The following is a 23,701-nucleotide window of genomic DNA, read 5'->3' as shown; positions in this document are numbered from 1 at the left end:
TTGACACGAGAATTGATTCGAATGCGTCAGTTTCGTGCTATAAAAGGGGAATGAAGCAAGATGGCAAGGTTTGATTCAACTATTCTAGAACTTCAACATCAGGTGGAACGTCAGATTGAGGGACAACTTCATCAGATTGATCGTATTGTAGATCACAATCAATGGAAGGTAATTGATGCCTTTCAGCGCAGAAAAGTAAGTGATTATCATTTTTCCGGCTCCACGGGGTATGCCTATAACGATCGCGGACGTGAGGTCCTCGACGAGGTGTATGCGGATGTGTTTGGTGCAGAAACAGCACTGGTGCGTCCTCATTTTGCCTCAGGAACACACACGATAAGTACGGCTCTGTTCGGCGTATTGCGTCCAGGAGACGAACTATTGTACATCACAGGTAAACCCTATGACACATTACATAAAGTAATTGGCAAACCTGGTGATGGAACGGGGTCTCTCCGTGATTTCGGGGTTGGGTATGCAGAAACTGAACTTACAAATGCAGGACAAGTGGATTGGGAAGCGGTGGAGAAGTCTATTACGCCAGCAACGAAGGTTATAGGCATTCAGCGTTCTCGCGGCTACGACTGGCGTTCTTCGTTTACAATTGCGGAAATTGCAGATATGGTGGCACGTGTTAAATCGTTGAAACCAGACGTTATCGTATTTGTAGATAATTGTTACGGCGAATTTACGGAAGAACGCGAACCTACAGAAGTAGGTGTGGACTTGATGGCAGGTTCGTTGATCAAAAATCCTGGTGGTGGGCTAGCAGAAACCGGAGGATACATATGTGGTAAGGAGAAATATGTACAACTGGCAGCGTATCGTTTGACTGCACCTGGTATTGGGGGAGAGGTCGGTGCTATGCTGGGGACAACCCGAGGCATCTACCAAGGACTTTACATGGCTCCAACCATTGTTGGTCAAGCGATTAAAGGAAGTATTTTTGCTGCGGCAATGTTTGCTGCATCCGGATTCGTCACCAAGCCTGCGTGGGATGAGCCGCGTACTGACCTGATTCAGGCGGTGCAATTCAGCTCTGCGGAGCATCTAATCGCCTTTGTGCAAGGCATTCAGCAAGCAGCAGCTGTGGATAGCCATGTTGTGCCTGAGCCTTGGGATATGCCTGGATATGAGCATCCTGTCATTATGGCGGCAGGTACGTTTATCCAAGGAGGAAGCTTGGAGTTATCCGCTGACGCACCGATTCGTGAGCCTTTTATCGGTTATATGCAAGGTGGATTGACTTACTCTCATGTTAAATATGGCGTTTTGATGGCATTACAAGCGATGAAAGATCGTAAATTATTGTGAGTTTATCTAACATGTCATTGACACTTTGTAACAACTAAATGTACAATAGGGTCAAGAATAGATGACTGGAAGGTTGATGAACATGGGCGACGAAATTCGCAGAAATATGGCCTTATTCCCGATCGGTATCGTAATGAAACTTACCGATCTGTCCGCGAGACAGATTCGTTATTATGAGCAGCATAGTCTGATTGTTCCTGCAAGAACTTCAGGGAATCAGCGTTTGTTTTCTTTTAACGATGTTGAGAGATTGCTAGAGATTAAAGCTCTGATTGAAAAAGGAGTTAACATTGCAGGTATTAAGCAAGTGATGAATCCTGTCTCGAAAGAGTCTGAAGAAGCAACGGTGATTACGCCGGATACGGAAGTTAAACGTAGAGAACTGTCCGATACGCAACTGCACCGCTTGCTGAAGCAACAGCTGGTGTCAGGCAAAAGACCAGGTCAAGTATCTCTCATCCAAGGTGAACTTTCTCGTTTTTTTAATAAAAAATAATCGGTTCACCTAACGAGGCGGGTGAGGTAAATTTCAAACTTCTGATGTCAGACTCCTTGACCCGTGGAACATTCTAATGTACAAATATAACATGCAAGCCAAATACGCAGATAAGAAAGGGAGAGGAATCATGAGTTACACAAAAGAAGACATTCTCCGCATCTCCAAAGAAGAAAACGTACGATTCGTTCGATTGCAATTCACCGACTTGCTGGGAGCGATTAAAAACGTTGAGATTCCTGTAAGCCAGTTAACTAAGGCTTTGGATAACAAAATGATGTTTGATGGTTCTTCCATTGAAGGTTATGTTCGTATCGAAGAATCCGACATGTACCTCTATCCGGATCTTGACTCTTGGCTTATTTTCCCATGGGTATCGGATAATCGCGTCGCACGTTTGATCTGTGACGTATATCTGCCAGATGGCAACCCATTCCCAGGAGATCCACGTGGCATCTTGAAGCGAAACCTGAAGGAAGCCGAAGAAATGGGATTCACTTCCTTTAACGTTGGTCCTGAACCAGAATTCTTTTTGTTCAAAACCGATGAAAAAGGAAATCCAACAAACGAACTGAATGACCAAGGTGGGTATTTCGACCTTGCACCAACTGATCTTGGTGAAAACTGTCGTCGTGATATCGTTATTACGCTTGAAGAAATGGGCTTTGAAATCGAAGCTTCTCACCACGAGGTAGCTCCTGGTCAGCATGAGATCGACTTCAAATATGCGGATGCATTGAAAGCGGCAGACCAGATCCAAACGTTCAAACTCGTTGTTAAAACGATTGCACGTCAGCATGGACTACATGCTACGTTTATGCCAAAACCATTGTTTGGTATGAACGGTTCCGGTATGCACTGTAACCAATCCTTGTTCCGTGGCAATGAGAACGCTTTTGTTGACGAGTCGGACGAGCTGGGCCTGAGTAGCACTGCACGTCACTTCATGGCTGGAACGCTGAAGCATGCACGTGCGTTTGCCGCAATCACTAACCCGACTGTGAACTCATACAAACGTCTTGTGCCAGGTTACGAAGCACCATGTTACGTAGCATGGTCTGCAAGTAACCGTAGCCCAATGATCCGTATTCCAGCTTCACGCGGTCTGAGTACTCGTGTTGAGGTTCGTAACCCGGACCCAGCCGCTAACCCTTACCTCGCTTTGGCTGTTTTATTGAAAGCGGGTCTGGACGGAATCAAACGTGAGCTTTCCTTACCAGCTCCGATTGACCGCAACATCTATATCATGTCAGAAGAAGAGCGTGTGGAAGAAGGCATTCCTAGCTTGCCAGCTGACCTGAAAGAAGCATTGAACGAATTGATTCGCAGCGAAGTCATCTGTGACGCTCTCGGCGACCACGCCCTGGCTCACTTCTACGAGCTCAAAGAAATTGAGTGGGACATGTATAGAACACAAGTCCACCAATGGGAACGCGATCAATATATCACGTTGTACTAATCGAAAAAACCTTGTAACTATGGGGTTTTGAAGAAATGAGCCGGGGGACGTTTTGAGGGAAGTGCACTTCTATTGAGGTTGCGTCCCCAAACGTCCCCCGGTTTTTGATTTTCTGATTGAAAAATACGGGAAGAGTACTCTTCATATTTATCAATGTTACGCTTTTCTAACTTCTTGGAAATATGAGCATACACATCTGATGTAATTTGCACACTGCCATGCCCGAGCTACTCTTGTACAAATTTATATCAGCTCCAGCTTCGAGCATGATCACGGCATAGGTGTGTCTCAAGGAATGAATTGTTAATTCCTCACTCAAACTCGCTTTTCTCAAAATTCTCTTTGAAGCATTAGAAAATGATATCCGACTACTCCAGAACAACAACCTCACCTTTTCGCAATCCTGTTTCAATATTCAGTGGATACAGTACAAGGACAGCTTTGCCAGAAAATTCGGACTAAAAAAGCTTTTATTGAAAAAATTATTCTAATGACAGAGAATATGAGGCAGTTTCTATTACAGATTGCATTGTCTACAATTTAATTTAGAAAATATAATTAGAGGTGACTTCACTGGAATAGTTGGTGAGGTTTTATTTTTTTAGACAATAGATTGAAATTATATAACATAAAAGGTTTTTGGAGAGGGTTAATATCTGTCTGTTTTGTTGCACAGTTATAATTAAACAATTTATAATGATAAATTTAAAATTCTCAATTTACATATAAAATTGTATAGGTTCATTTAATATGTATGTTTATATTAAAAAAATTACATATACCAAATAAAAGTGTATTTTATATTTTTTATATAATTAAATAATAGAAGTGGGATTTTAGCGACAAATAAAGACAAATAAATACAAAAAAAGCCTATTTCTTATTTCGGAATAATCGCTGATAATAAGAAAGCTCTTGAATATATTTGGAGTGCAAAGTGAGGTGTTGCAAGAAAAGATGGAAATTAGTGTGAGGACTTAAATTTGATAAAAGGGCAGGGGAAGCTCAAAATGTATTGGAAAAGAATATTGTCTCTCATTGTAACATTCTTATTAATGTTAAGTTCACTTAATATTAATGTAGTTAGAGCGGCAGAAGACAATGACAATAAAAAACAGAGTAATCGAGTATTTGTAGGTACCTTGCATTACTTAGTTTTAGGTAGAGACGGTTCAGTATGGTCGTATGGGCATAACTCAAATGCGCAATTAGGACGCAAGACAACTACGTATTTTGGCGGGTTGGAAGTAATACCGAATTTGAAAAATGTTGCTGATATTTCAGTAGGAGAGCTCAGTAGCTATGTGATTACAGAAGAAGGAAAAATATTAACTTGGCAGGGGACAAATACTAGCAATTCTCTTATTGAGATAGAGTTAAAAGATGTGAAAAGTATTCAGGAAGGAAAGGATATTAAGGCAGCTCTTACTAACGATGGTCTAGTTTACACTTGGGGAACAAATACAGTAGGACAACTTGGATTGGGTGACACAGAATCACGCTCAAAACCTACGTTAGTACCTGGTTTAAAAGATGTGGTTGAAATCGCTGTAGGTGGATCTACAATGTATGCACTTACTAAAGAAGGCTCAGTGTGGGGCTGGGGGGCAAATTCGTACTCAGAATTAGGGAATGGAAGCACAAATAATAGCCTAACTCCTACACGTGTTGAATTTCCGGTTAAAATTAAACATGTATATCTAAATTATTATCATGACAAAGGTTATGGTGCCGCAATTGATGTTAATGATAATGTTTGGATGAATGGGATATATCACGCAAGTGTTCTCTCATATAACCCTTCTTTAAAACCAGCAAAAATTGAAAAGCTTTCTTCAATCAAACAACTGTCTTTAGGTAAAACACACATGCTAGCTCTAAAAAATGATGGAAGCGTTCTTTCATGGGGCAATAACAGTTCTGGACAACTAGGTAATGGTACTACAAATAGTAATTCTTCTCCCCAACTAGTTCCTGGATTGAAGGATATTAATTCTATCTCTGCTGGTTTTGTTATGAGTGCTGCTATTGATAATAATTCCAATCTTTACATTTGGGGGCAAGTTCCTATATATGGGGAAATGCCTATTGTGAGCAGTCCTCAACGTATTTCAATTGATGATGAGCCTCTTGAAATACCAGCTAACTTAAAACTTAAAATAAAAAATAGTTCCTCAGTACAGTTGTCGTGGAGTCCTTTATCAGAAAAAGGTTCCAAATGGGATGGCTTTAATATCTATCAAAATAGTAAACTGATTGGCACGACAAAAGAGAATGAATTTATAGTGAACAATCTTAACCCAGATGAGGAATACAATTTCTATGTTACAACCAAAGGTACTTCTGGTGTGGAGTCCAAAAATAGCAATGTGGTAAAGAAAGTGGCTATTAATCGTTTCAGGTATAACTATGATTCAGCCGGGCGCCTAACAAGCATTGAATTTACCTCAGGTAAGAAGATTGCATATGTTTATGATGCCAATGGAAATCTGATTAAAACAACAGTGACTACTCCTTAAGAAGCAAACGTATTCGAAATAAAATAGCTGGTTAAAACACACACACTATTGAACGGGGAGAACATTTTGAAGCAATCTATTACAAAAAAATATATTTCCATCCTGCTTATCGTGTCCGTATTTTCAGGACTTTTTGGAAATTGGATACCGGCTACTACATACGCGGCAGAGAAAAATGACCAAGATGTTTCTACAGGCCAAAATCCTTCTCCATTAGAATCCCTTTCTCTGATTGCTGAGCAATTTGACAGGACAGAAGGATTTATCCAAAGCTACTTGGATCAAGGCTACACATTAAATGAAGTCATCGGTGCTTTATATAAAGCTAGAGACGAACAGATTGGATTTGATGAAGCCTTGCAGGCAGTACGCCCGCAGGAAGTGAATGAATCCGCTACGGTCACGAGTGATGTTTATACAGATTCCGCTGTGGCTGACGAAACTCCAATTACGGGTGTGGAAGCCGATCAATCCAGCATTATGCAACGGTATGAAACGTTCGCAGTGGAAGAGGAACTGACTGCCCCGCCAGATACCGACCTTGAGAAAGAAAACGAACCGAAAGAAGAAGAAGAAAAAAAAGCTGAGGGTGAGGAGAAAGAACAGGTCGATCCAGATGGCCAATCGGAAGGTGCAAAAGAGCCTGAAGAAACAGCACCACCGACAGAAACTACAACGGATGATGAAAACGCACCTCAAACGAATCAGGATGTAGGTGAAGAACCGACAGTACCTTCAAGCGAAAATACTTCTACTCTTGAAGGAAAGCCGGCTGTTGAGTCCAAGGAAACACCCTCATCACAAGGAAGTGTAGAAAGTACATCTCCTACGTCGATGGAATCGAAGTCAGAACCGAAGAATATCTCGGAAAAAGTATCCAAATCTGATCTTGCAAAAGGATTAGCAAAAGAGACAAAAGATACTTCTGTAAAAAATAAAAAGGAATCTGAGTCATCATCACCATCAAAGCAAAAATCAAAATCAGATGTAAAACCACTTGCAGGACAAACGAGTATCCCAGATCCAGGGAAACATATCGCGGAAAAAGCACCAGTGTATACTAAAAAGTCGTTTAACGAGGCTCCGTATACCGTCGGTGAAAACGGAGAAACCATCTCGAACATGAGTGGTGGTCTGATGTTGGAGCATGTCGATGCGTCTTTGCCTGGACGTGCGGGAATGTCCTTTGCATTGGAAAGGCAATATAACTCGAATGCGGCCCAGTTTTATGATCCGGCTGTGGGAACGAATACATACGAGTATCCGGTCTACAATTATTTTCTCAGCTATCAAGCAGTAAAGAAAAAAATCATAACCAAATATTACGTAAAATACAAACTTAATAAGTGGGTTCATGAAGATTATAATGGCGATGGAATTAAAGATAATGAAACGAGTGTGCTGGAAACCCCAACTATACTACAAGGCACGTATACGACAGAAGCCGAGGCCCGCAAAGCGGCAAGTACACAAATCGCTTTTTGGAATCCATCGGAAAGCCGCACGGAGCAACAAACACGTAGTGGAAGTCTCAGTAGTCTACCTTCGAGTATTAGTTACAATCAAGGTGGATTTAGTGGGACATTAAACAAATCAGGCAGTGCTCAGGTTATTTCTGGCCAATATCAACCTGCACGTACGATTACTGCTCCAACACAGACGTGCACGAACTCCATTCCAGGAAAATATGACTCCAAAGGTGTCTGGACTCAGACAGGTTCAGGTAGCCCATGTCCAGATACGAAAACAGCGACCGTTGAGGGCAAAGCAATTACGCTTACCCGTTCCTCGGTGACGGCTACGAAAGCTTGTCCATCACCAGATAAATCGGTAGCGAACTATGTGTGTACTAAAACATGGGAAGCACGTTATAACGGGTCCGTATCCGTTCCAGAATCAGACACCCGAGTATATTCTCAATCTTATGTCGGAAGTGTCGTTAAGCCTGGGCAATACTCTCAACAGCGTTATGATTCTTGGATTGCAGGTAAGGCTCCATATCAGTATCGTTATGCTTACTCTGTCCGAGAACAGCCTTGGGTTGAACAAGAAGTAACAGAAGGTCCGGCTGAATCGATCACGCTATACACGGATGGTACACCCGATTGGTCAGCAGTTAACGATTTGAAAAATAACGTAAATAGTAATGCTGGAATAGGGATCTCTACTTCAATGGATAGTAGTTACAACTATTACTTGGCCTCAAATCCATCTGCAGAGATACGAGCTTATCAAGTAGGTAGTAACTTTGATGTCACCTACTACAACAAAACGGTTCCTGCCGCCGCAGACAAACGAGCACCACTTGGTAAAGGCTGGTCATGGAAACTACCTTTCACCGAAACGGAGAATGGCAAATCGTATATGAACATGGCAGATGGTGGCCGCTATGAAATTGCAGGGAATACGCTTAAAGGGTATGACTGGGAAGGTATTACCGTGAATCCAGATACCTCGATAACGGTAAATGGAGAAGGCTCATCATTAGTCATGACTGCTGCAGATGGCTTAACCAAGCAATATTTTTCTGCGGATGGACGCCTACTCCAGATTTCTGATGGGCAGAAAAATGATGTTCAATTTTTCTATGAAAATAACTCGGTATATAACAGCAAATTGTTAACCCAAGTGAAGGATGCTATAGGTAATACAATCCGTATCAGCTATAGTTCTTCAGCTGTAACGATCATGCAAGGAAACCGTACAGTCACGTATAACAAACAGACGAAAAATGGCATAGAACTCCTCGATTCGGTCATCGATCCGCTGGGACGAAAAACAACGTATTCTTACAAACTGGCTGATGCCAAGTTTAACCTGCCTGGATTCAGCCCGGAACGTGCGGCACTTAATCCGTACGCTTTGCTGACATCTGTACAACATAACACAGGCGCCAAAACGTTCTATGAATATGAGAATGGAACAGTTAAGCGATACATTGGTGAAGATTCGTTCAATGATGCCTATCGTGTGTTTTCTCGTAAAGATCAGATTACGTATGAAAATGGGTCAACAGAGGATTTCAACCGTCAGACTTATAGCTACACTTCAGATATAGGAGCAACATTTTCAAAAGACACAACGTTTTCTGTGTCAGTGAGCAATGGTTTAACCAATTCGCAATATAAATACCGTAAGGATTTTATTAATAATGATACACCAGCCCAGTTCTATCTGGATGGGACCATGGTTAGTGCAGAGGGTAAGACCCAAACAACAACCAATACCTATGGTAAAACCGTCAAAGGGCGTAGTTATGCTGCACCAACACCAACGGTAACTACAGTAACGGATAACCAAGCAAAGGACGTCTTAACAACCACCGTACAGTTGGATGACTACGGCAATATCACCTCGGTAACGGATGCAACGGGACGCACCACCACCAGTACTTATGATGATACCAGACACTGGTTAACGAGTGTTACCGACATGGTGGATGCAACCAACAAGAAGTATACGGCTCTTACACGGGATAACCTGGGTAACATTAAGCAAATTGTGAACCGTAAAGACAGTGCCAGTGGTGAACTGTTGACACAGGCTGACTACACCTACGATGCTTTCGGTAACTTGTTAACTCAACGAATCTCGGATGGCAAACAGGAAAGAATTGCGACGCTTGAATATGATGGTCGTTATCAACATGCATATCCTACTCGTCTAAGTATGATGGTGACGGATGTGGACGGTAAAACAACACCAGTAAACATATCGTCTGAATATGATACGACTACAGGTAATTTAATCTCTTCCACGGACGCAGAGCAGCGTACAACCAAGTATCATGTGGATGAGATTGGCCGTACTATCGAAGTAACACAAACGGATGGAACAACGCTCCGTGCGGATTACGATGATATCAATAATACGATCAAAGTGACGGATGAGCTTGGTCAGCAGCGATTGAACAAATGGAATTCACTTGGTCAGGCGATTGAGAAAGGTTATTTCTCAGGAAACAACTATGTGGTGTCACAGCGTACCGGATATGACCCGTATGGCCGGACTGCTTGGATAGACGATGCACTGGGAAATCGCACACGGAATACGTATGACAGCTGGAGCCGTGTTGTGATGACCACGGGAGCCGATGGTACGGCAACAGCGATGAAATATGATGATGTAGCTCGCACAGTAACTAGTATTGATGCTGAAGGTTATATTCAGATTTCGACCTACGACAAATGGGGCAAAGGTATCAAGACTGAAGAGAAAACGCAGTTGGATCAGGTAATCCGTACACTCACAATAAATAAATACGACAACATTAGTGGTAATTCGTTGGAACAAACTGACGGCAACGGCAACATAACTAGGTTCAACTATGATGTGATGGGGCGTCTTCGCCAAGTAACCAGCGCCAATGGCGAACAGATACAATATTCCTATGACATGGCAGGTAATTTGCTTAAAACAATTGATCCAGCGGGCAACATAAAAGAGAATATTTATGATCAGTTTAATCGTCGCATTCAGACCAATGACAAGTTAGGCAATAGCACGAAAAGTTACTATACGCTTGGTGGTAACCTGACGAAGTATATAGATCGCAACGGCAATACCTTTACGTATGAGTATGACCTGCGCGGTAACCTGATTAGTAAAGCGAGCACGGATGAAACAATTAGCTATGGCGTAAATACTATAGGTAAACGCACGAATATGACAGATCGCACGGGTACAACAAGTTATCAATATGATCCAGCAACAGAGCAATTGACAAAAATGACCTATCCGGATGGACTTACTACAGAGTTCACCTATGATCTGAACGGTAACCGGACAGAGATGAAGGGGCCATTTAATAACACGGTTTACTATACGTATGATACAATGAACCGAATGACATCGGTCGGTACAGCAAAGGACACCCCGGATGCGCAGTACACGTATTATCAAAATGGACTTTTAAAATCATCTCAATTACAGAATGGTTTGAATGATCGCAAAACGTATAACGGTCTGGATTTGGTGGGGCTTGAGCAAGTGCGGGATCAAGCTACGCTCGCTGTATATAGCTACAGTTATGATAACAACAAAAATATAATACAGCGTGTGCAGAAGGGCGTTCAAGATGACTTTACTTATGACCAGCTCGATCGCATTATTACGGCAAGTGGTAATAACGAGCAGTATATATATGATAAACAAGGTAACCGCCTGACAATGCAGTCCGACAAGGAAGTTAACGTGATCAACAGCGAGTATCAATACGATGCACGCAATCGTTTGACTCAAGTCACCACAGAAGCGGCCACAGTAGGCTATGAGTACAATGGTGAAAATCTCCTCGTTGAGCGCACCGAGAAGGGTGTGACCACACGTTACTATTATGACGATGGAGGTCAGATCATTGCTGAAGCTGAAGTGCGTAATGGCACACCAGTGTTAAAAGCGAACTATATTCGTGGAACAAAACTGGAAGCTATTTCATATGAAGATGGAAGCAAGTCGTACGTTCAAGCTAACGGACATGGGGATATTATAGAGCTACGAGATGCAAATGGCACGTTACTAAACAAGTATCAATATGATATGTGGGGCAATCTAGAGTCGAAAGAAGAGAAAGTTTACAACCCTTTCCTATACTCGGGAGAGTTATGGGATAATACTACGCAATTGCAGTATTTACGGGCACGGTGGTACGATCCCAATACAGGAAGGTTTATTAATGAGGATACATTTGAGGGGAAACTGGATGATCCATTAAGCCAAAACTTGTATACTTATGTAGCAAATAATCCATTAACAAGGTGGGATCCTTCAGGATACGACTATTCATTGCCAAGTACAAAAAAATTCAAAGAACTATCAATGAATAAAGGATATATAAATCAACTTAAATATTTGTTTGACAAACTCCCAATCAATCAGTATTCAGGTTACGATGGACTTCTAAATGCAGCTCAAAAATCTAATCTCGAAGGCTTGAAAAAGGCTTTTAATATGGGAAGCAAGGAAACTAATAAAGTTATTGAAATCCAAGGGCTTGCATTACGTAATGATGGATGTAGTTATTTGATAAACGGTTGCGATGGTGGAGAGGCTAAAATAACGCATTTTAGCAAAACCAGTTTGACTGTAACCCATGTCGATACTAAAGGGAAAGCAAGTCTTATTGATGTATTCAAAGATAGAGACGGCAATGTTGTAAATGCAAAATTGATACTCACAGCCAGTATCAATCCTAATAATTGGACCAACGTGGGTAATGTAGATTCTTGGCTTCTTAGACAGGGTTATTATCCGGTGTATTCTGGTGATGCTTTTACTGGAGATATGTATAAATTCAAGGTCGTCACAATGGATGGAGTAAAAGTGGGAGAAATTCACATGGAGCAACCTAAGTATACCCGCAATCCCAAAACACAAATCGGGACATTTTTAAAACATTTTCACTATAATGATGATAACCATCACTATTATGGAGGATAATAATTCATGAACCTTCACAGTTTTTCATTTGAAATAAATAAGAATTCGCTTAAACAAACGTTGGAGATCATCAACGTATTTTATCAAAAGGATACCAATATTGGTTTTGTATTTTACTGTAACTCATACGAGATTTCTCAAAAATTAGGTAGAAATTACGATATTTCACTCCAAACATGCTTGCTCCCTTTTAAGGAATTAAGAACTGAAACGGGAAATGCAGATTGTTTTATTGTCAAAGATTTCAGTGAGATTGAGATGATAGTTAAAAATGAGAGATGTACTATTAATGGTATTGTTTTTGACCAAATTACATCACAAATAAAATACGGTTTTAGAATTTTTGAGAATGTTGATTTTTATGAACTATATATTGTGAATCTTAACGAGAGAAACTTTGAACAAATATTGTATGAGTTAACACACCTCGAAGGTGTCGAGGCGTTAGATTAATTCAGCGGTGATCCTTTGGATAATTACGATCAATGCGATCTACAGATTTAAAAGCTAGTTTTCAAAATATAATGTACCCTATTAAGATGAAGAATCTCAAAAAATTTATCTTAATAGGGTATTATATTTATAATGAATGCGGTACCACATTCGAGTTACGTCGTCAATGTATTAGATTAGGGACTGGTATTCAGAATTTCAAATATATTATGGGCTTGAAAAGGGCAAATTTTGATCTATATGCAGATGAGTTACTAAAGGATCCATCAACAGATTGGAGAACGTTACCAACACGCCGAAAGATTGGCTGTGTGCAGTATAGAAACTTCAAATTATCACTAGAGGATGACCAGAAACACAATTATGAGCTTCTGCTTGCCTATTGTATTGAACCTTTTGTCAAAAGGCTGGATGAATTAAAACAGTTAGACACAATTCCATCATATATATCACATTGTACTAATTCTCAAATACCTATGCCACTTGGCGTGAGTTTTTTTTCTTTTTGTGGGTAAATGAATTACAAATCAAAGGAGGAGATGAAGAAAGTTCGATTAAACAATATTCACTACTCAATGAGGTCATATACTGTTAATTTCATTGTATGAAAAATTCACATTAGATGTTATACATAAACACGCTAAAGGGGTATGATAGAACATCACAGAGCCTCTCATTAACTTGCTCAAACATGTATTTTGTTTCAAATGTATGTTGATAGTTTCATATATAAAAGATATAATTAATTTGATTTTGAACAATATAATTTTTAGAAATTAATTGGAGATGATATTTTTGGAACAACAAGCGAAACAACTTGTGAGTACACAACGTACGTTTTTTAATACAGGACAGACTAAACAAGTGGAGTATCGGATTCAGGCTTTGCAAAACTTGAGAGAAGGAATCGAGAAGTACCAGCAACGTATTCTGGATGCGCTTCGTGCTGATCTTAATAAATCAGAGGCTGAAGGATATGGCTCGGAGATTCGCATTGTATTGGGTGAATTGGATTACACGCTGGAACATCTGCGTGAGTGGGCTACACCTCGTAACGTTCCAACGAGCTCTGCAATGCCAGACGCGGCTAGTACGATTTACCCTGAGCCTTATGGAGTTGCTCTGATTATCGCGCCTTGGAATTATCCGTTCCAACTGGCGTTTGGGCCGCTAATCGGTGCAATTGCTGCAGGGAACTGTGCTGTGATCAAACCTTCTGAGCTTACACCAGCGACGTCTCGTTTAATTAACGATCTTATCCAGGACATATACCCTGAGGAGTACATTGCTGTTATGGAAGGAGAAGTTGAAACGAGTACAGCACTGCTTAATGAGAAGTTCGATTATATTTTCTTTACAGGCAGCACAGGGGTTGGTCGTATTGTCATGAAAGCTGCAGCAGAGCACTTAACTCCAGTGACGTTAGAGTTAGGCGGTAAAAGTCCAGCCATTGTGCATCAGGATGCTGATCTGAAACTGGCAGCACAACGTCTTGTGCGCGGTAAATTTCTGAATGCAGGTCAAACCTGTGTTGCACCGGACTATTTAGTAGTAGATGAACAGGTACATGATCAACTCATCGAGGAAATCAAAGCCGAGGTTCGCGATAAATTCGGGGATGATGTGATGCAAAATAAGGATTTTCCTCATATCGTTAACACACGTAACTTTGATCGTTTGACCGCTTTCCTTACGAATGGCAAAACTTTAATGGGAGGGCGTTCGAATCGGGATCAGCTTATGATTGAACCGACTGTTCTTGGCGATATCGATTGGGATTCACCGGTAATGCAGGAAGAGATCTTTGGACCTATTCTGCCCGTATTTACGTATCGTGATCTGAATCCAATGCTCAATGAAATTGTTCGTCGGCCTAAACCACTTGCTTTGTATTTATTTACTGAAAATGAAGCTTTACAGGAGCAGGTATTGAATCAGGTTTCTTTTGGTGGAGGCTGTATTAATGACACTCTATCTCACATGACCTCGCATTATTTGCCATTTGGGGGTGTGGGAGAGAGTGGCATGGGTTCTTACCATGGACAACAAAGCTTTGAAGTATTTTCACATCATAAAAGCATTCTTAAACGCACTAAATAATCTCTTGTTCAGCGCATTCAATTATTAGAGTAGTTGGTTAGTAAATGATATGCCCCAATTATTAAACCAAAAGAAAGAGGTTGTCCTGTTAATCAGGGCAACCTCTTTCGTATTCTATCAGGTAGAACGTATTAGCAATTTAATAAACTAATATGCATTAATGAATATCGCGGAAAAGACCAATGACCTTGCCTAGAATACTAACGTGTTTCAACCGCAATGGTTCCAATGTTGCATTTTCCGGTTGAAGGCGAATGTGATCCTTTTCCTTATAAAAAGTCTTCACTGTTGCTTCATCGTCCTCAGTCATGGCAACGACAATGTCCCCATTATCAGCAGTTTGTTGCTGACGAACGATTACATAGTCTCCATTAACAATACCCGCTTCAATCATACTGTCTCCAACAACGGAAAGCATAAATACTTTCTGTTCCCCTACATAATGTGTAGGAAGAGGGAAATAGTCTTCAATATTTTCAGTTGCCGTAATCGGCACACCAGCTGTTACTTTACCCACGACCGGAATTCGTGCAACGCTGTGGGCGAACTGATGAGAATGCTCAGACTCTTCCTGGCTTAACAATTCAATCGCTCTTGGTTTGGTTGGGTCACGTCTAATTAACCCTTTCTTCTCCAAACGATCCAAGTGTCCATGCACTGTGGAACTGGAAGCCAGTCCAACGGCTTCGCCAATCTCTCTTACGGAAGGAGGATACCCCTTCAAACGGACTTCATTTCGTATAAACTCCAGGATAGCCTGTTGCCTGCTGGATATCTTCGACATACCGTATCAACCCCATTTTAGTAACGTTTGGGAAAATTATAACATAGAACCTCCGTTCGTACAAACATAAGTTCTAAAGAAATCATACTATTTCTATATTATTTTCGATTCAGACTCATTAGTTTTTTGGAAAAGAGAGTTTAATTGTTCTTTAAGAAAATTTTCAATATGAAAAAAGATGTTTTAATGTCGGAAAAAGGGCGAACAATTGTTCTAAAAAAGTCTTGAACAAAACAAATGTTCGTGTTATATTGATTTCAAGAGATAGGAACAAACGTTTGGAGGCGGGGAAATGAGATATTCTACGTATCAGAGCATTTACGAACCTGTAAATTCAGAAGCAGTAAAGTCTAATATAGGGCAATTCAGAACGTTCGTGACACGTCTTAAGTTCACTAAGGGATTGATTAAACTGGCAATTGCTTCATTAATTATCTTTATTGGATGTAGTACAGTGCTAACTGTCTTTGCTGGTAACGAGAATGATCTACTACCTGGCGGTAAGATTGCTGTATCACAAGGAGAAACATTGTGGAGTATTTCTTTGGAACATAAACCAACGTCGATGGATACACGTGTATATATAGAAGCAATTAAAAAAGTGAATCAGCTTGAATCAGCAACAATCCAGACAGGACAAGTTCTAATATTACCTCAGTTTGTTAAATAAGATGCTGATCACTGCGGGTTATCGCGTACCAACTTGACAAGCCGCCTTTCTCATGTCAAAGTTAATATGACTTTGTATTTTTGGAGGGGACAAGCTTGGATATAGATAGTCTGGTAGCACGTATTAACGAATTAGCTCGCAAGCAGAAATCCGCTGGACTCTCAGAGGAAGAACTTGCTGAACGTGCCAAGTTGAGAGAGATTTATTTGGGTAACATTCGTAACAACTTCAGACAGCAACTCGATTCAATTGAGATTGTTGACGACGACAAAGGCCAAGGCCACCAAGGCAAACTCAAACATTAATTTATGAAACCTAAACATATCTTTATGATATTTAGGTTTCTTCATGTTAGCTGGGGATGCTTACTATAAGGGGGAACATCGGTTTGCAAAGTAATTATGTAAGCCGATACAAGACACATAAGGGGGATTCACATGTCGCGGCGTTCGTTCGAGAGAACGGTTCGGAAAAATTCGAAGCAATTGAATCAGCAACGTAAAAAAAGCGGTCAACCAATCACAGGAAATCCAGGTGAGGATATTTATAAAGGCAGAAGCCTTTTGTTCCCCATCTTTTTAATTGGTTTGGCGTTTTTGTATCTGTTCATGAGTACTTTTTTAGTGAAAGCACCGATGACAACCTGGGATTGGGTTACAATGCTTCTTTATGTATTTTTGGCTGTCATTTTTATGTTGCGCCGTCCTTACATTAAAATTAGCAGTAACCGAATCATTACAACGAAGGGGAATCGTGAGAGGTCTATCGGGGTTGACGATATTATCAAGTTCCGATTTGAGCCGGGCACTGTTGTTATTGAACACAACAGCCGTGGAAAAAGATGGGTTTTCACCAAGTTGTTAAATCGTTACGATACAGAAGCAATTACGGAGCGCTTGCTGAAATTTGCAAAGGCACACCAGATTACCGTAGAAACAATTGATAAGTAATTAACGTGTAAAGGACGGATGATCGGAATGGCGTTGAAAGCAATTATGTTTGACCTGGATGATACTTTATTATGGGACGAGCGCAGTGTTCGAGAAGCCTTTCATGAAACTTGTCAAATTGCAGCTGCAGAAACAGGTGTTAATGCTGAAGCTCTTGAAGAAGCTGTTCGTAACGAAGCACGTGAACTATATGAATCTTACGAAACGTTTCCTTTTACCAAAATGATTGGGATTAACCCATTTGAAGGACTTTGGGCGAACTTTACGGGAGGAGAACAACCGGAATTTCGTCAGCTTGAACAATTGGCTCCAATATATCGTAAGGAGTCTTGGCGCCGCGGTTTACTAAAGCTGGGTGTCGATCAAGAGGAGCTTGCGGAGCGCCTGGCCTCACAGTTTGGTGCAGAACGTAGATCGAGACCTCATGTATATGAAGAAACGATGGATACGTTGCGTCATTTGCAAGGAAAGTACAAATTGTTACTTTTGACGAATGGATGTCCTGCTTTACAGCAAGAGAAGCTTGATGGTGTTCCGGAGTTATCTCCTTTCTTTGATGAGATTATTATCTCAGGTAGCTTTGGTAAAGGTAAGCCAGATCCATCTATTTTTGAGCACGCGCTAAGTAGACTGGGTGTTCAGCCAGAAGAAAGTATGATGGTAGGCGATAAGTTAACAACAGATATTCGTGGTGCGTTGTCTTCAGGTATTCGTGCAGTATGGATTAACCGCGAGAACAAAACAAATAATGAAAATTACTCACCAAACCACGAGATTAAACATTTGTCTGAATTAGAGGGACTCATCGCAAATTTTTAAAATCATAGATGACATAAAATCTTCGCGCAAATAGCTGTTCATTTAACATTGGTTATGACATGAATGATCGTTTGTTCATGTATTGTAACCAATGTTTTTTTATTTTAAGTCAATCCGGTTAAGAGTGTTTTTAACGCATTGTTAGGGGCGATTATTTAAAATTTTAATGAAAAGTTATTGAAATTAAAAAAAAGCTGCTTTAGAATACAACTAACATACTAGTATAACTAGTTTTATATATCTACAATTTTTCGATACCATTCACTGATTAAACTAAAGGTACATTTTCAGATGCATGACAAAACGAACGAAATTGAATTATGCATGAAAGAAGAAAAAGGCGAATGATTTAATCATCGTTTTGTAAGCGCTTTATATAATAACTGATCAATTCAACGACATTCAAGTAATGTAGGTTCATTCAGGTCTCGCATGATTAAATATGCTTGGATATACATATATTTCGAATTGATATCGTTTACATTTCTGATTTCGTAGTGGGGGGTGAACCGAATAGACAGATATCCTCTACAACACGTGGAGAGAGAAATCCTTGTCAAACAACGACAAAAGCATCTTTTTTAATCAAGTATGGATCGGAGTGAAGGACACATGGAGTCAGAAACATCTAAGGCAACGATACCGATGATATCTTCACGCAAAGAAAGCAAGTTGCGAACAGCTACCGTATTGATTCGTAAAGATTGGCAGTTGTACTCGCTACTAGTTCTTCCCATCATTTATCTGATTATTTTCAAATATGGCCCGATGTTAGGCAATATAATCGCCTTTAGACGGTTTGTACCGGGTGGCAGTATTTTTGGAGAAACCTGGGTTGGGTTAAGATATTTCAAAATGTTCATTGAGGACCCGACGTTCTGGCGAGTTTTCAGTAACACACTTATGCTTGGCGGGCTTTCGTTGTTATTTACATTTCCCGTGCCGATTATTTTCGCACTGATGCTTAACGAGGTGAAGAGCAAAAGATTCAAAAAATTTGTGCAAACAGCGTCGTATCTGCCTCACTTTTTATCCATTGTTATTGTAGCCGGTATGATTCTGCAATTAACGGCAGTTAATGGTTCGATCAACGGTCTGGTTGCATTTTTTACTGGCGATCACATTCCATTCATGCAACGTGCAGAGTGGTTCAGAACTATCTATATCTCTTCTGAAATCTGGCAGGGTATGGGTTGGGGAGCTATTTTATATCTGGCAGCGCTAACTACGATTGATGAATCTTTGTATGAAGCAGCAAGAATCGATGGAGCGAATCGCTGGAAGCAAACGATCCATGTAACCATTCCAGGCATCTTGCCAACGATTGTTACGTTACTGATTCTAAACATGGGGAACTTCCTGGCTGTAGGCTTTGAAAAAATCTTGCTTTTGTATAATCCGCTTATTTATGAGACTTCCGATGTAATATCGACTTATTTGTATCGTGTAGGTCTTGAATCCAGCAACTTCAGTTATGCTACGGCCATTGGTTTGTTCGAATCGGTCATAGGACTAACTCTGGTATTCACTGTAAACGCTATCTCACGCAAACTGACACAACGAAGTTTATGGTAAAGGAGGAACACTATGCGAGAATCACGATCATACAAGGTGTTTAAGGTGTTTAATGTAACATTCTTGCTATTTATTGTTTTTATTACACTATATCCATTCCTGAATGTTGTTGCGCAATCCTTCAGTAGTGAAGCGTACATTAACTCAGGTAAGGTAAGCTTGTTCCCGAGAGGGTTCAATGTTGAAACGTATAAAACCATTTCAAAGGACAACATGTTCTGGTTGAACTATAAAAATACGATCATTTACACAGTGGTAGGGACTGTAATCTCGATGTTTATGACGACGATTTTTGCTTATGCATTATCTAAAAAGAGATTGATGGGGCGTAAATTTCTGACCATGTTTGCCGTGTTTACGATGTTTTTCAGTGGGGGTCTTATTCCTAACTATGTTCTGATCAATTCCCTTGGATTTAATAACACCATGTGGGCACTGGTTGTCCCGGGTGCAATCAGCATATATAACATGCTCATCATGAAATCCTTTTTTGAGAACATGCCAGAAGAGTTAGAGGAAGCAGCGGCCATTGACGGATTGAACACATACGGTATTTTGCTTCGTATCATTTTGCCTCTCAGTAAAGCGGTCATGGCCACGATGGTGCTGTTCTACGCTGTTGGACATTGGAACTCCTGGTTCCCTGCCTTCTTGTATTTGGACAAAAAAGAGCTGTTTCCGGTCACGATCTATTTGCGTAATATGATTGCCGGAGCAACGAGTGGTGCCACTGCGGGAGCGACCTCTGCGGACAATCTCACGCAGATTGCTGCCAACATCAAATCGGTAACGATGGTGTTAACGATCCTGCCTATTTTAACCATCTATCCATTTGTACAGCGATATTTTGTAACCGGTATCATGTTGGGTTCCGTTAAGCAGTAACCTTCTCACACATAGGTTTGGAAACTAAACAAAAGGGGATGAATGGATTGAAAAGAAAACCTCGTAAACTGATGGGTAAGATGATTCTGGCAATGACCATGTCAGCTGTACTTGCTGCTTGTAGCAGTGGTGCCGGGACTGGCCCGGATGTTGCCGAAGTTGGTACAAAATCGGCCATGGATAGTTATAATGTGGGCGAAACCTTCAAAGCGACGGAACCATTTAATCTTTCTATTTTGTATAGTGATCATCCGACGTATCCTTATAAAAAAGACTGGCTGTTATTCAAAAAAATATCGGAGATGACAGGAGTTACGTTGGAGCCAACCATCGTGCCGATGAGTGACTATCCACAGAAGCGATCCCTGTTAATCAGTTCTGGCGATGCTCCGCTCGTTATTCCAAAGACTTATCCGGGTGAGGAGGCTGCTTTTGTGTCTTCTGGAGCGATTCTGCCGATCAGTGATTACATTGATTTGATGCCAAACTTCAAGGACAAAATTGAAAAGTGGAAACTCGAACCTGAACTTGAGGGGCTGCGTCAGGAGGACGGCAAGTATTATGTCTTACCGGGATTACATGAGGAAGTATGGCCTGATTATACACTGATCATAAGAACAGATATTTTTAAAGAAAATAATATTGCCATTCCTACAACCTGGGATGAACTGTATACCGCAGCAAAAAAATTAAAAGAAATCTATCCGGACTCCATTCCATTTTCAGACCGTTTTAAATTCAACAGTACACTTGGCATTGCAGCTACGGGTTTTGGGACTAAGGCTGGATGGGGATATGGAAATGGCTTGACCTACAAAGCCGACCAGGATGAATTTGTGTCCACGGCAACGACGCCAGAGTACAAGGAATTGCTGACGTTTTTTAACAAAATGGTTGCAGAAGGACTCCTTGATAAGGAAAGCTTCACGCAAGACGATGATCAAGCTACTCAAAAATTCGTTTCGGGTAAATCATTTATTATTAACGGTAACTCACAGACACTTGTACTGCATCGAAATGATATGAATAAAACGTTGGGTGAAGGAAAATTCTCGATTGCTAAGATCACAGTTCCGGGAGGGCCGAAAGGGCAGTTGATGTCGGGTTCCAGACTCGAAAACGGTGTGATGATTTCCGGGAAGATTAAAGATAGTGACAATTTCAAAGCTATTTTACAATTTATCGATTGGTTGTATTACAGTGATGAAGGGCAGGAATTTGCGAAATGGGGCGTAGAGAACGAAACGTATACCAAAGAAGGCGGCAAACGTAAGTTGGCTGATGATATTAATTACAATGGTTTGAACCCTAAAGGCACGAAAGACCTTCGCGTTGACTTTGGCTTCTCTGGCGGCGTATTTGCTTACGGAGGTACAACGGACCTGCTTCAATCCATGTTTAGCGAAGAAGAACTTGTGTTCCAGAAAAATATGAAAGAGATCAAAGAAGTGATTCCGGCTGAACCGCCTATCCCATATTCTTCCGAAGATCGTGAACGTGTAACACTAATGAGCACGCCGCTTAAAGACTACACAGACCAGAATACGTTGAAGTTTATAATAGGTGAAAGAAAGTTATCCGAGTATGATACATTCCTAAAGGAGCTGGAGAGTCAGGGCTTGTCCAATTATGTGAAGATGGCGAACGACACTTATAAGACGTATAAGGAAAATAAACAATAATTTATATGATTGGAAGCCGAGCTACCGTTTCGCTAAAGCTATTTAAGTGGAGCGGTAGTTTGTGCTAATATGAAAGGAATATGGCTGAGAGAAAGAGGTCAAGGCATGGCATTTAATCAGAAAACAAGAGGCTCTACCAGGGCGTATTCTTATAATTTGCTCAAAGAACGAATTCTTCATCTGAAGCTTGAACCAGGTACTAAAATTTCTGAAAAAGAGATCGCAGATGAATTACAGGTGAGCCGCACACCAGTACGAGAAGCTTTTATAAAGCTTGCCGAAGAAGAACTACTGGATATCATTCCACAGAGTGGCACTATTGTTTCGCATATTAACCTGGACCATGTGGAGGAAGGCAGGTTTATGCGCGAGAAGATGGAGAAGGAAATTGTCATGTTAGCATGTACTTCGTTTGATGAAGAGTACATGTTCAAATTAGAGACCAACATTGCTATGCAGGAAGTTTGCATTGGGAAAAAGAACTTCTATCGGCTGTTCGAATTGGATGAGGAATTCCACCAGATTTTGTTTCAGGGCACTGGAAAGCTGCGGACGTGGAAAATGTTGCAACAGTTGAACATGCCATTTAATCGATTAAGGTTACTCCGTTTAGCAGAAGACTCGAATCTCGAAGTGATTATCTCTCAGCATAAAGACATTCTAAGGCTGGTTACAGAGCGCCAGACGGAGGAAGCGGCACAGGTCATGGAAGCGCATCTCAGGCTTGTAGTATATGAGCAGGAGATTTTAAAGGACAAGTATCCTCACTATTTCATCTAGAGTATCACACTAACCCCCGACTCTTATGAGCAGGGGGTTAATTAGGCATGTTAACTTTTTAATAAAAGTTATGCGTTTTTGATAAACGTTGGATCAGGATACGGATCGGCGATCCAGCCATCTTTTTCAATGAACAAGCGAACCGCAATAATCTGTTTGTTCTCCATTAAGGTGAAGAAGTGCGGGGTGTTTTCAGGAACGGAAATAACGTCACCCGGAGACAATTCTACATTAAAGTAACCTGTATCATCAGTTGCTTTAATGACAAAGATACCTTTACCCGCAACAATTGCACGGATCTCATCTTCCGCATGTGTATGGATCTCTTCGAACTTGGCCAGTTTCTCTTCGATGTCTGGTGTTTGCTCGGAAAGGGTGATGACATCCCAGATTTGATAACCACGGCGTGCCGCCAAATCTTTGATCTCATAATCGAAGGTTTCTAATACTTCTTGCTTCTGATCATCCGTTAAGCCGAAGTTGTTCTGCAGTTCGGTGTTTAATTTGGAAGCGTCCCACTTCTCATATAATACGTCATATTTGTTCAAGAAATTTCGAACGTTCTCGTCTCCAGTGATTCGTTCGTTCGTATTTCGGATAACAATTTCAGCCATGCGCTTTCCCTCTTTTCCACTTGGATTAATTGATATTATATCGGATTGCTCAAAATTTGTCGATTCACAATTCTGCTTCATTCCTGCAAATCCGCGACCTTTCGGGAGCAAAACCGATCTTTCACATTAAGTAAGTTTCTGTTAAACTAAGATTTAACGTTTT

At 40.8% G+C, this 23,701-nt stretch carries 19 protein-coding genes; 16 read left to right on the top strand and 3 right to left on the bottom strand.

The window, feature by feature from the left end:
- Positions 1-60: 60 nt before the first annotated feature.
- The 3 genes from Q9R46_RS11885 to glnA all read left to right on the top strand — a co-directional run bounded on the left by Q9R46_RS11885 (position 61) and on the right by glnA (position 3,269).
- The gene (locus Q9R46_RS11885; RefSeq protein WP_311280191.1) at positions 61-1,314 is read left to right on the top strand and encodes a methionine gamma-lyase family protein; all 1,254 of its coding nucleotides are present in this window, start codon (positions 61-63) and stop codon (positions 1,312-1,314) included.
- A gap of 82 nt (positions 1,315-1,396) precedes the next feature.
- Positions 1,397-1,810 (top strand): MerR family transcriptional regulator, encoded by a 414-nt coding sequence (locus Q9R46_RS11880; RefSeq protein ID WP_056689944.1) that lies wholly within the window; start codon positions 1,397-1,399, stop codon positions 1,808-1,810.
- A gap of 130 nt (positions 1,811-1,940) precedes the next feature.
- Positions 1,941-3,269: a type I glutamate--ammonia ligase gene (glnA, locus tag Q9R46_RS11875; RefSeq protein ID WP_145331560.1), complete on the top strand. Its 1,329-nt coding sequence runs from the start codon at positions 1,941-1,943 to the stop codon at positions 3,267-3,269.
- A gap of 166 nt (positions 3,270-3,435) precedes the next feature.
- On the opposite strand, the gene Q9R46_RS28575 is transcribed toward glnA, so the two are convergent.
- Positions 3,436-3,660, bottom strand: coding sequence for a tyrosine-type recombinase/integrase (locus Q9R46_RS28575; protein ID WP_397386343.1), 225 nt, complete (start codon positions 3,658-3,660; stop codon positions 3,436-3,438).
- A 619-nt stretch (positions 3,661-4,279) separates the two neighbouring features.
- Between Q9R46_RS28575 and Q9R46_RS11865 the strand changes: the two genes are divergently transcribed.
- The 5 genes from Q9R46_RS11865 to Q9R46_RS11845 all read left to right on the top strand — a co-directional run bounded on the left by Q9R46_RS11865 (position 4,280) and on the right by Q9R46_RS11845 (position 14,779).
- Positions 4,280-5,788, top strand: coding sequence for a fibronectin type III domain-containing protein (locus Q9R46_RS11865; protein ID WP_311280190.1), 1,509 nt, complete (start codon positions 4,280-4,282; stop codon positions 5,786-5,788).
- 66 nt (positions 5,789-5,854) lie between these two features.
- On the top strand, positions 5,855-12,226 hold the full coding sequence (locus Q9R46_RS11860; protein ID WP_311280189.1) for an RHS repeat-associated core domain-containing protein: 6,372 nt from the start codon (positions 5,855-5,857) through the stop codon (positions 12,224-12,226).
- Positions 12,227-12,232: 6 nt separating this feature from the next.
- Positions 12,233-12,679: a hypothetical protein gene (locus Q9R46_RS11855; RefSeq protein WP_311280188.1), complete on the top strand. Its 447-nt coding sequence runs from the start codon at positions 12,233-12,235 to the stop codon at positions 12,677-12,679.
- Positions 12,680-12,711: 32 nt separating this feature from the next.
- Positions 12,712-13,194: a hypothetical protein gene (locus Q9R46_RS11850; protein WP_311280187.1), complete on the top strand. Its 483-nt coding sequence runs from the start codon at positions 12,712-12,714 to the stop codon at positions 13,192-13,194.
- A gap of 280 nt (positions 13,195-13,474) precedes the next feature.
- On the top strand, positions 13,475-14,779 hold the full coding sequence (locus tag Q9R46_RS11845; protein ID WP_311280186.1) for an aldehyde dehydrogenase: 1,305 nt from the start codon (positions 13,475-13,477) through the stop codon (positions 14,777-14,779).
- Positions 14,780-14,936: 157 nt separating this feature from the next.
- On the opposite strand, the gene lexA is transcribed toward Q9R46_RS11845, so the two are convergent.
- A complete protein-coding gene (lexA, locus tag Q9R46_RS11840) occupies positions 14,937-15,563 on the bottom strand; it encodes a transcriptional repressor LexA (protein WP_090916776.1) in 627 nt (208 codons plus the stop codon).
- 292 nt (positions 15,564-15,855) lie between these two features.
- Here lexA and Q9R46_RS11835 point away from each other — a divergent pair, with 292 nt between their 5' ends.
- From Q9R46_RS11835 to Q9R46_RS11800, 8 genes are all read left to right on the top strand, one after another.
- On the top strand, positions 15,856-16,233 hold the full coding sequence (locus Q9R46_RS11835; RefSeq protein ID WP_145331556.1) for a LysM peptidoglycan-binding domain-containing protein: 378 nt from the start codon (positions 15,856-15,858) through the stop codon (positions 16,231-16,233).
- A gap of 95 nt (positions 16,234-16,328) precedes the next feature.
- Entirely contained in the window at positions 16,329-16,538 is a 210-nt protein-coding gene (locus tag Q9R46_RS11830; protein WP_145331555.1) for a DUF896 domain-containing protein, read from the top strand.
- Between the two features lie 132 nt (positions 16,539-16,670).
- Positions 16,671-17,183: a hypothetical protein gene (locus Q9R46_RS11825; RefSeq protein WP_186331679.1), complete on the top strand. Its 513-nt coding sequence runs from the start codon at positions 16,671-16,673 to the stop codon at positions 17,181-17,183.
- A gap of 27 nt (positions 17,184-17,210) precedes the next feature.
- Positions 17,211-18,002 carry an HAD family hydrolase gene (locus tag Q9R46_RS11820; RefSeq protein WP_311280185.1) on the top strand — a complete coding sequence of 264 codons (792 nt, stop codon included), beginning with the start codon at positions 17,211-17,213 and terminating at the stop codon, positions 18,000-18,002.
- A 645-nt stretch (positions 18,003-18,647) separates the two neighbouring features.
- Positions 18,648-19,577: an ABC transporter permease gene (locus Q9R46_RS11815; protein WP_311281014.1), complete on the top strand. Its 930-nt coding sequence runs from the start codon at positions 18,648-18,650 to the stop codon at positions 19,575-19,577.
- Positions 19,578-19,589: 12 nt separating this feature from the next.
- On the top strand, positions 19,590-20,462 hold the full coding sequence (locus Q9R46_RS11810) for a carbohydrate ABC transporter permease (RefSeq protein ID WP_311280184.1): 873 nt from the start codon (positions 19,590-19,592) through the stop codon (positions 20,460-20,462).
- Positions 20,463-20,509: 47 nt separating this feature from the next.
- Complete coding sequence (locus tag Q9R46_RS11805; RefSeq protein WP_311280183.1) at positions 20,510-22,144, top strand: ABC transporter substrate-binding protein; 1,635 nt, start codon at positions 20,510-20,512, stop codon at positions 22,142-22,144.
- Between the two features lie 105 nt (positions 22,145-22,249).
- Positions 22,250-22,924 (top strand): GntR family transcriptional regulator, encoded by a 675-nt coding sequence (locus Q9R46_RS11800; RefSeq protein WP_311280182.1) that lies wholly within the window; start codon positions 22,250-22,252, stop codon positions 22,922-22,924.
- 68 nt (positions 22,925-22,992) lie between these two features.
- On the opposite strand, the gene Q9R46_RS11795 is transcribed toward Q9R46_RS11800, so the two are convergent.
- Positions 22,993-23,538, bottom strand: coding sequence for a cupin domain-containing protein (locus Q9R46_RS11795; RefSeq protein ID WP_090916759.1), 546 nt, complete (start codon positions 23,536-23,538; stop codon positions 22,993-22,995).
- Positions 23,539-23,701: the final 163 nt, after the last annotated feature.

It is taken from the genome of Paenibacillus sp. RRE4, assembly GCF_031844205.1.
Classification (GTDB): domain Bacteria; phylum Bacillota; class Bacilli; order Paenibacillales; family Paenibacillaceae; genus Paenibacillus; species Paenibacillus xylanexedens_B.
This window is presented reverse-complemented; position numbering and strand designations above follow the sequence as displayed.

What these genes read in the sequence shown, in the direction of transcription:
- Q9R46_RS11885 (WP_311280191.1), top strand. Translation starts at nt 61, where the DNA reads ATGGCAAGGTTTGATTCAACTATTCTAGAACTTCAACATCAGGTGGAA.
- Q9R46_RS11880 (WP_056689944.1), top strand. Translation starts at nt 1,397, where the DNA reads ATGGGCGACGAAATTCGCAGAAATATGGCCTTATTCCCGATCGGTATC.
- glnA (WP_145331560.1), top strand. Translation starts at nt 1,941, where the DNA reads ATGAGTTACACAAAAGAAGACATTCTCCGCATCTCCAAAGAAGAAAAC.
- Q9R46_RS11865 (WP_311280190.1), top strand. Translation starts at nt 4,280, where the DNA reads ATGTATTGGAAAAGAATATTGTCTCTCATTGTAACATTCTTATTAATG.
- Q9R46_RS11855 (WP_311280188.1), top strand. Translation starts at nt 12,233, where the DNA reads ATGAACCTTCACAGTTTTTCATTTGAAATAAATAAGAATTCGCTTAAA.
- Q9R46_RS11850 (WP_311280187.1), top strand. Translation starts at nt 12,712, where the DNA reads ATGCGATCTACAGATTTAAAAGCTAGTTTTCAAAATATAATGTACCCT.
- lexA (WP_090916776.1), bottom strand. Translation starts at nt 15,563, where the DNA reads ATGTCGAAGATATCCAGCAGGCAACAGGCTATCCTGGAGTTTATACGA.
- Q9R46_RS11835 (WP_145331556.1), top strand. Translation starts at nt 15,856, where the DNA reads ATGAGATATTCTACGTATCAGAGCATTTACGAACCTGTAAATTCAGAA.
- Q9R46_RS11825 (WP_186331679.1), top strand. Translation starts at nt 16,671, where the DNA reads ATGTCGCGGCGTTCGTTCGAGAGAACGGTTCGGAAAAATTCGAAGCAA.
- Q9R46_RS11820 (WP_311280185.1), top strand. Translation starts at nt 17,211, where the DNA reads ATGGCGTTGAAAGCAATTATGTTTGACCTGGATGATACTTTATTATGG.
- Q9R46_RS11815 (WP_311281014.1), top strand. Translation starts at nt 18,648, where the DNA reads ATGATATCTTCACGCAAAGAAAGCAAGTTGCGAACAGCTACCGTATTG.
- Q9R46_RS11810 (WP_311280184.1), top strand. Translation starts at nt 19,590, where the DNA reads ATGCGAGAATCACGATCATACAAGGTGTTTAAGGTGTTTAATGTAACA.
- Q9R46_RS11800 (WP_311280182.1), top strand. Translation starts at nt 22,250, where the DNA reads ATGGCATTTAATCAGAAAACAAGAGGCTCTACCAGGGCGTATTCTTAT.
- Q9R46_RS11795 (WP_090916759.1), bottom strand. Translation starts at nt 23,538, where the DNA reads ATGGCTGAAATTGTTATCCGAAATACGAACGAACGAATCACTGGAGAC.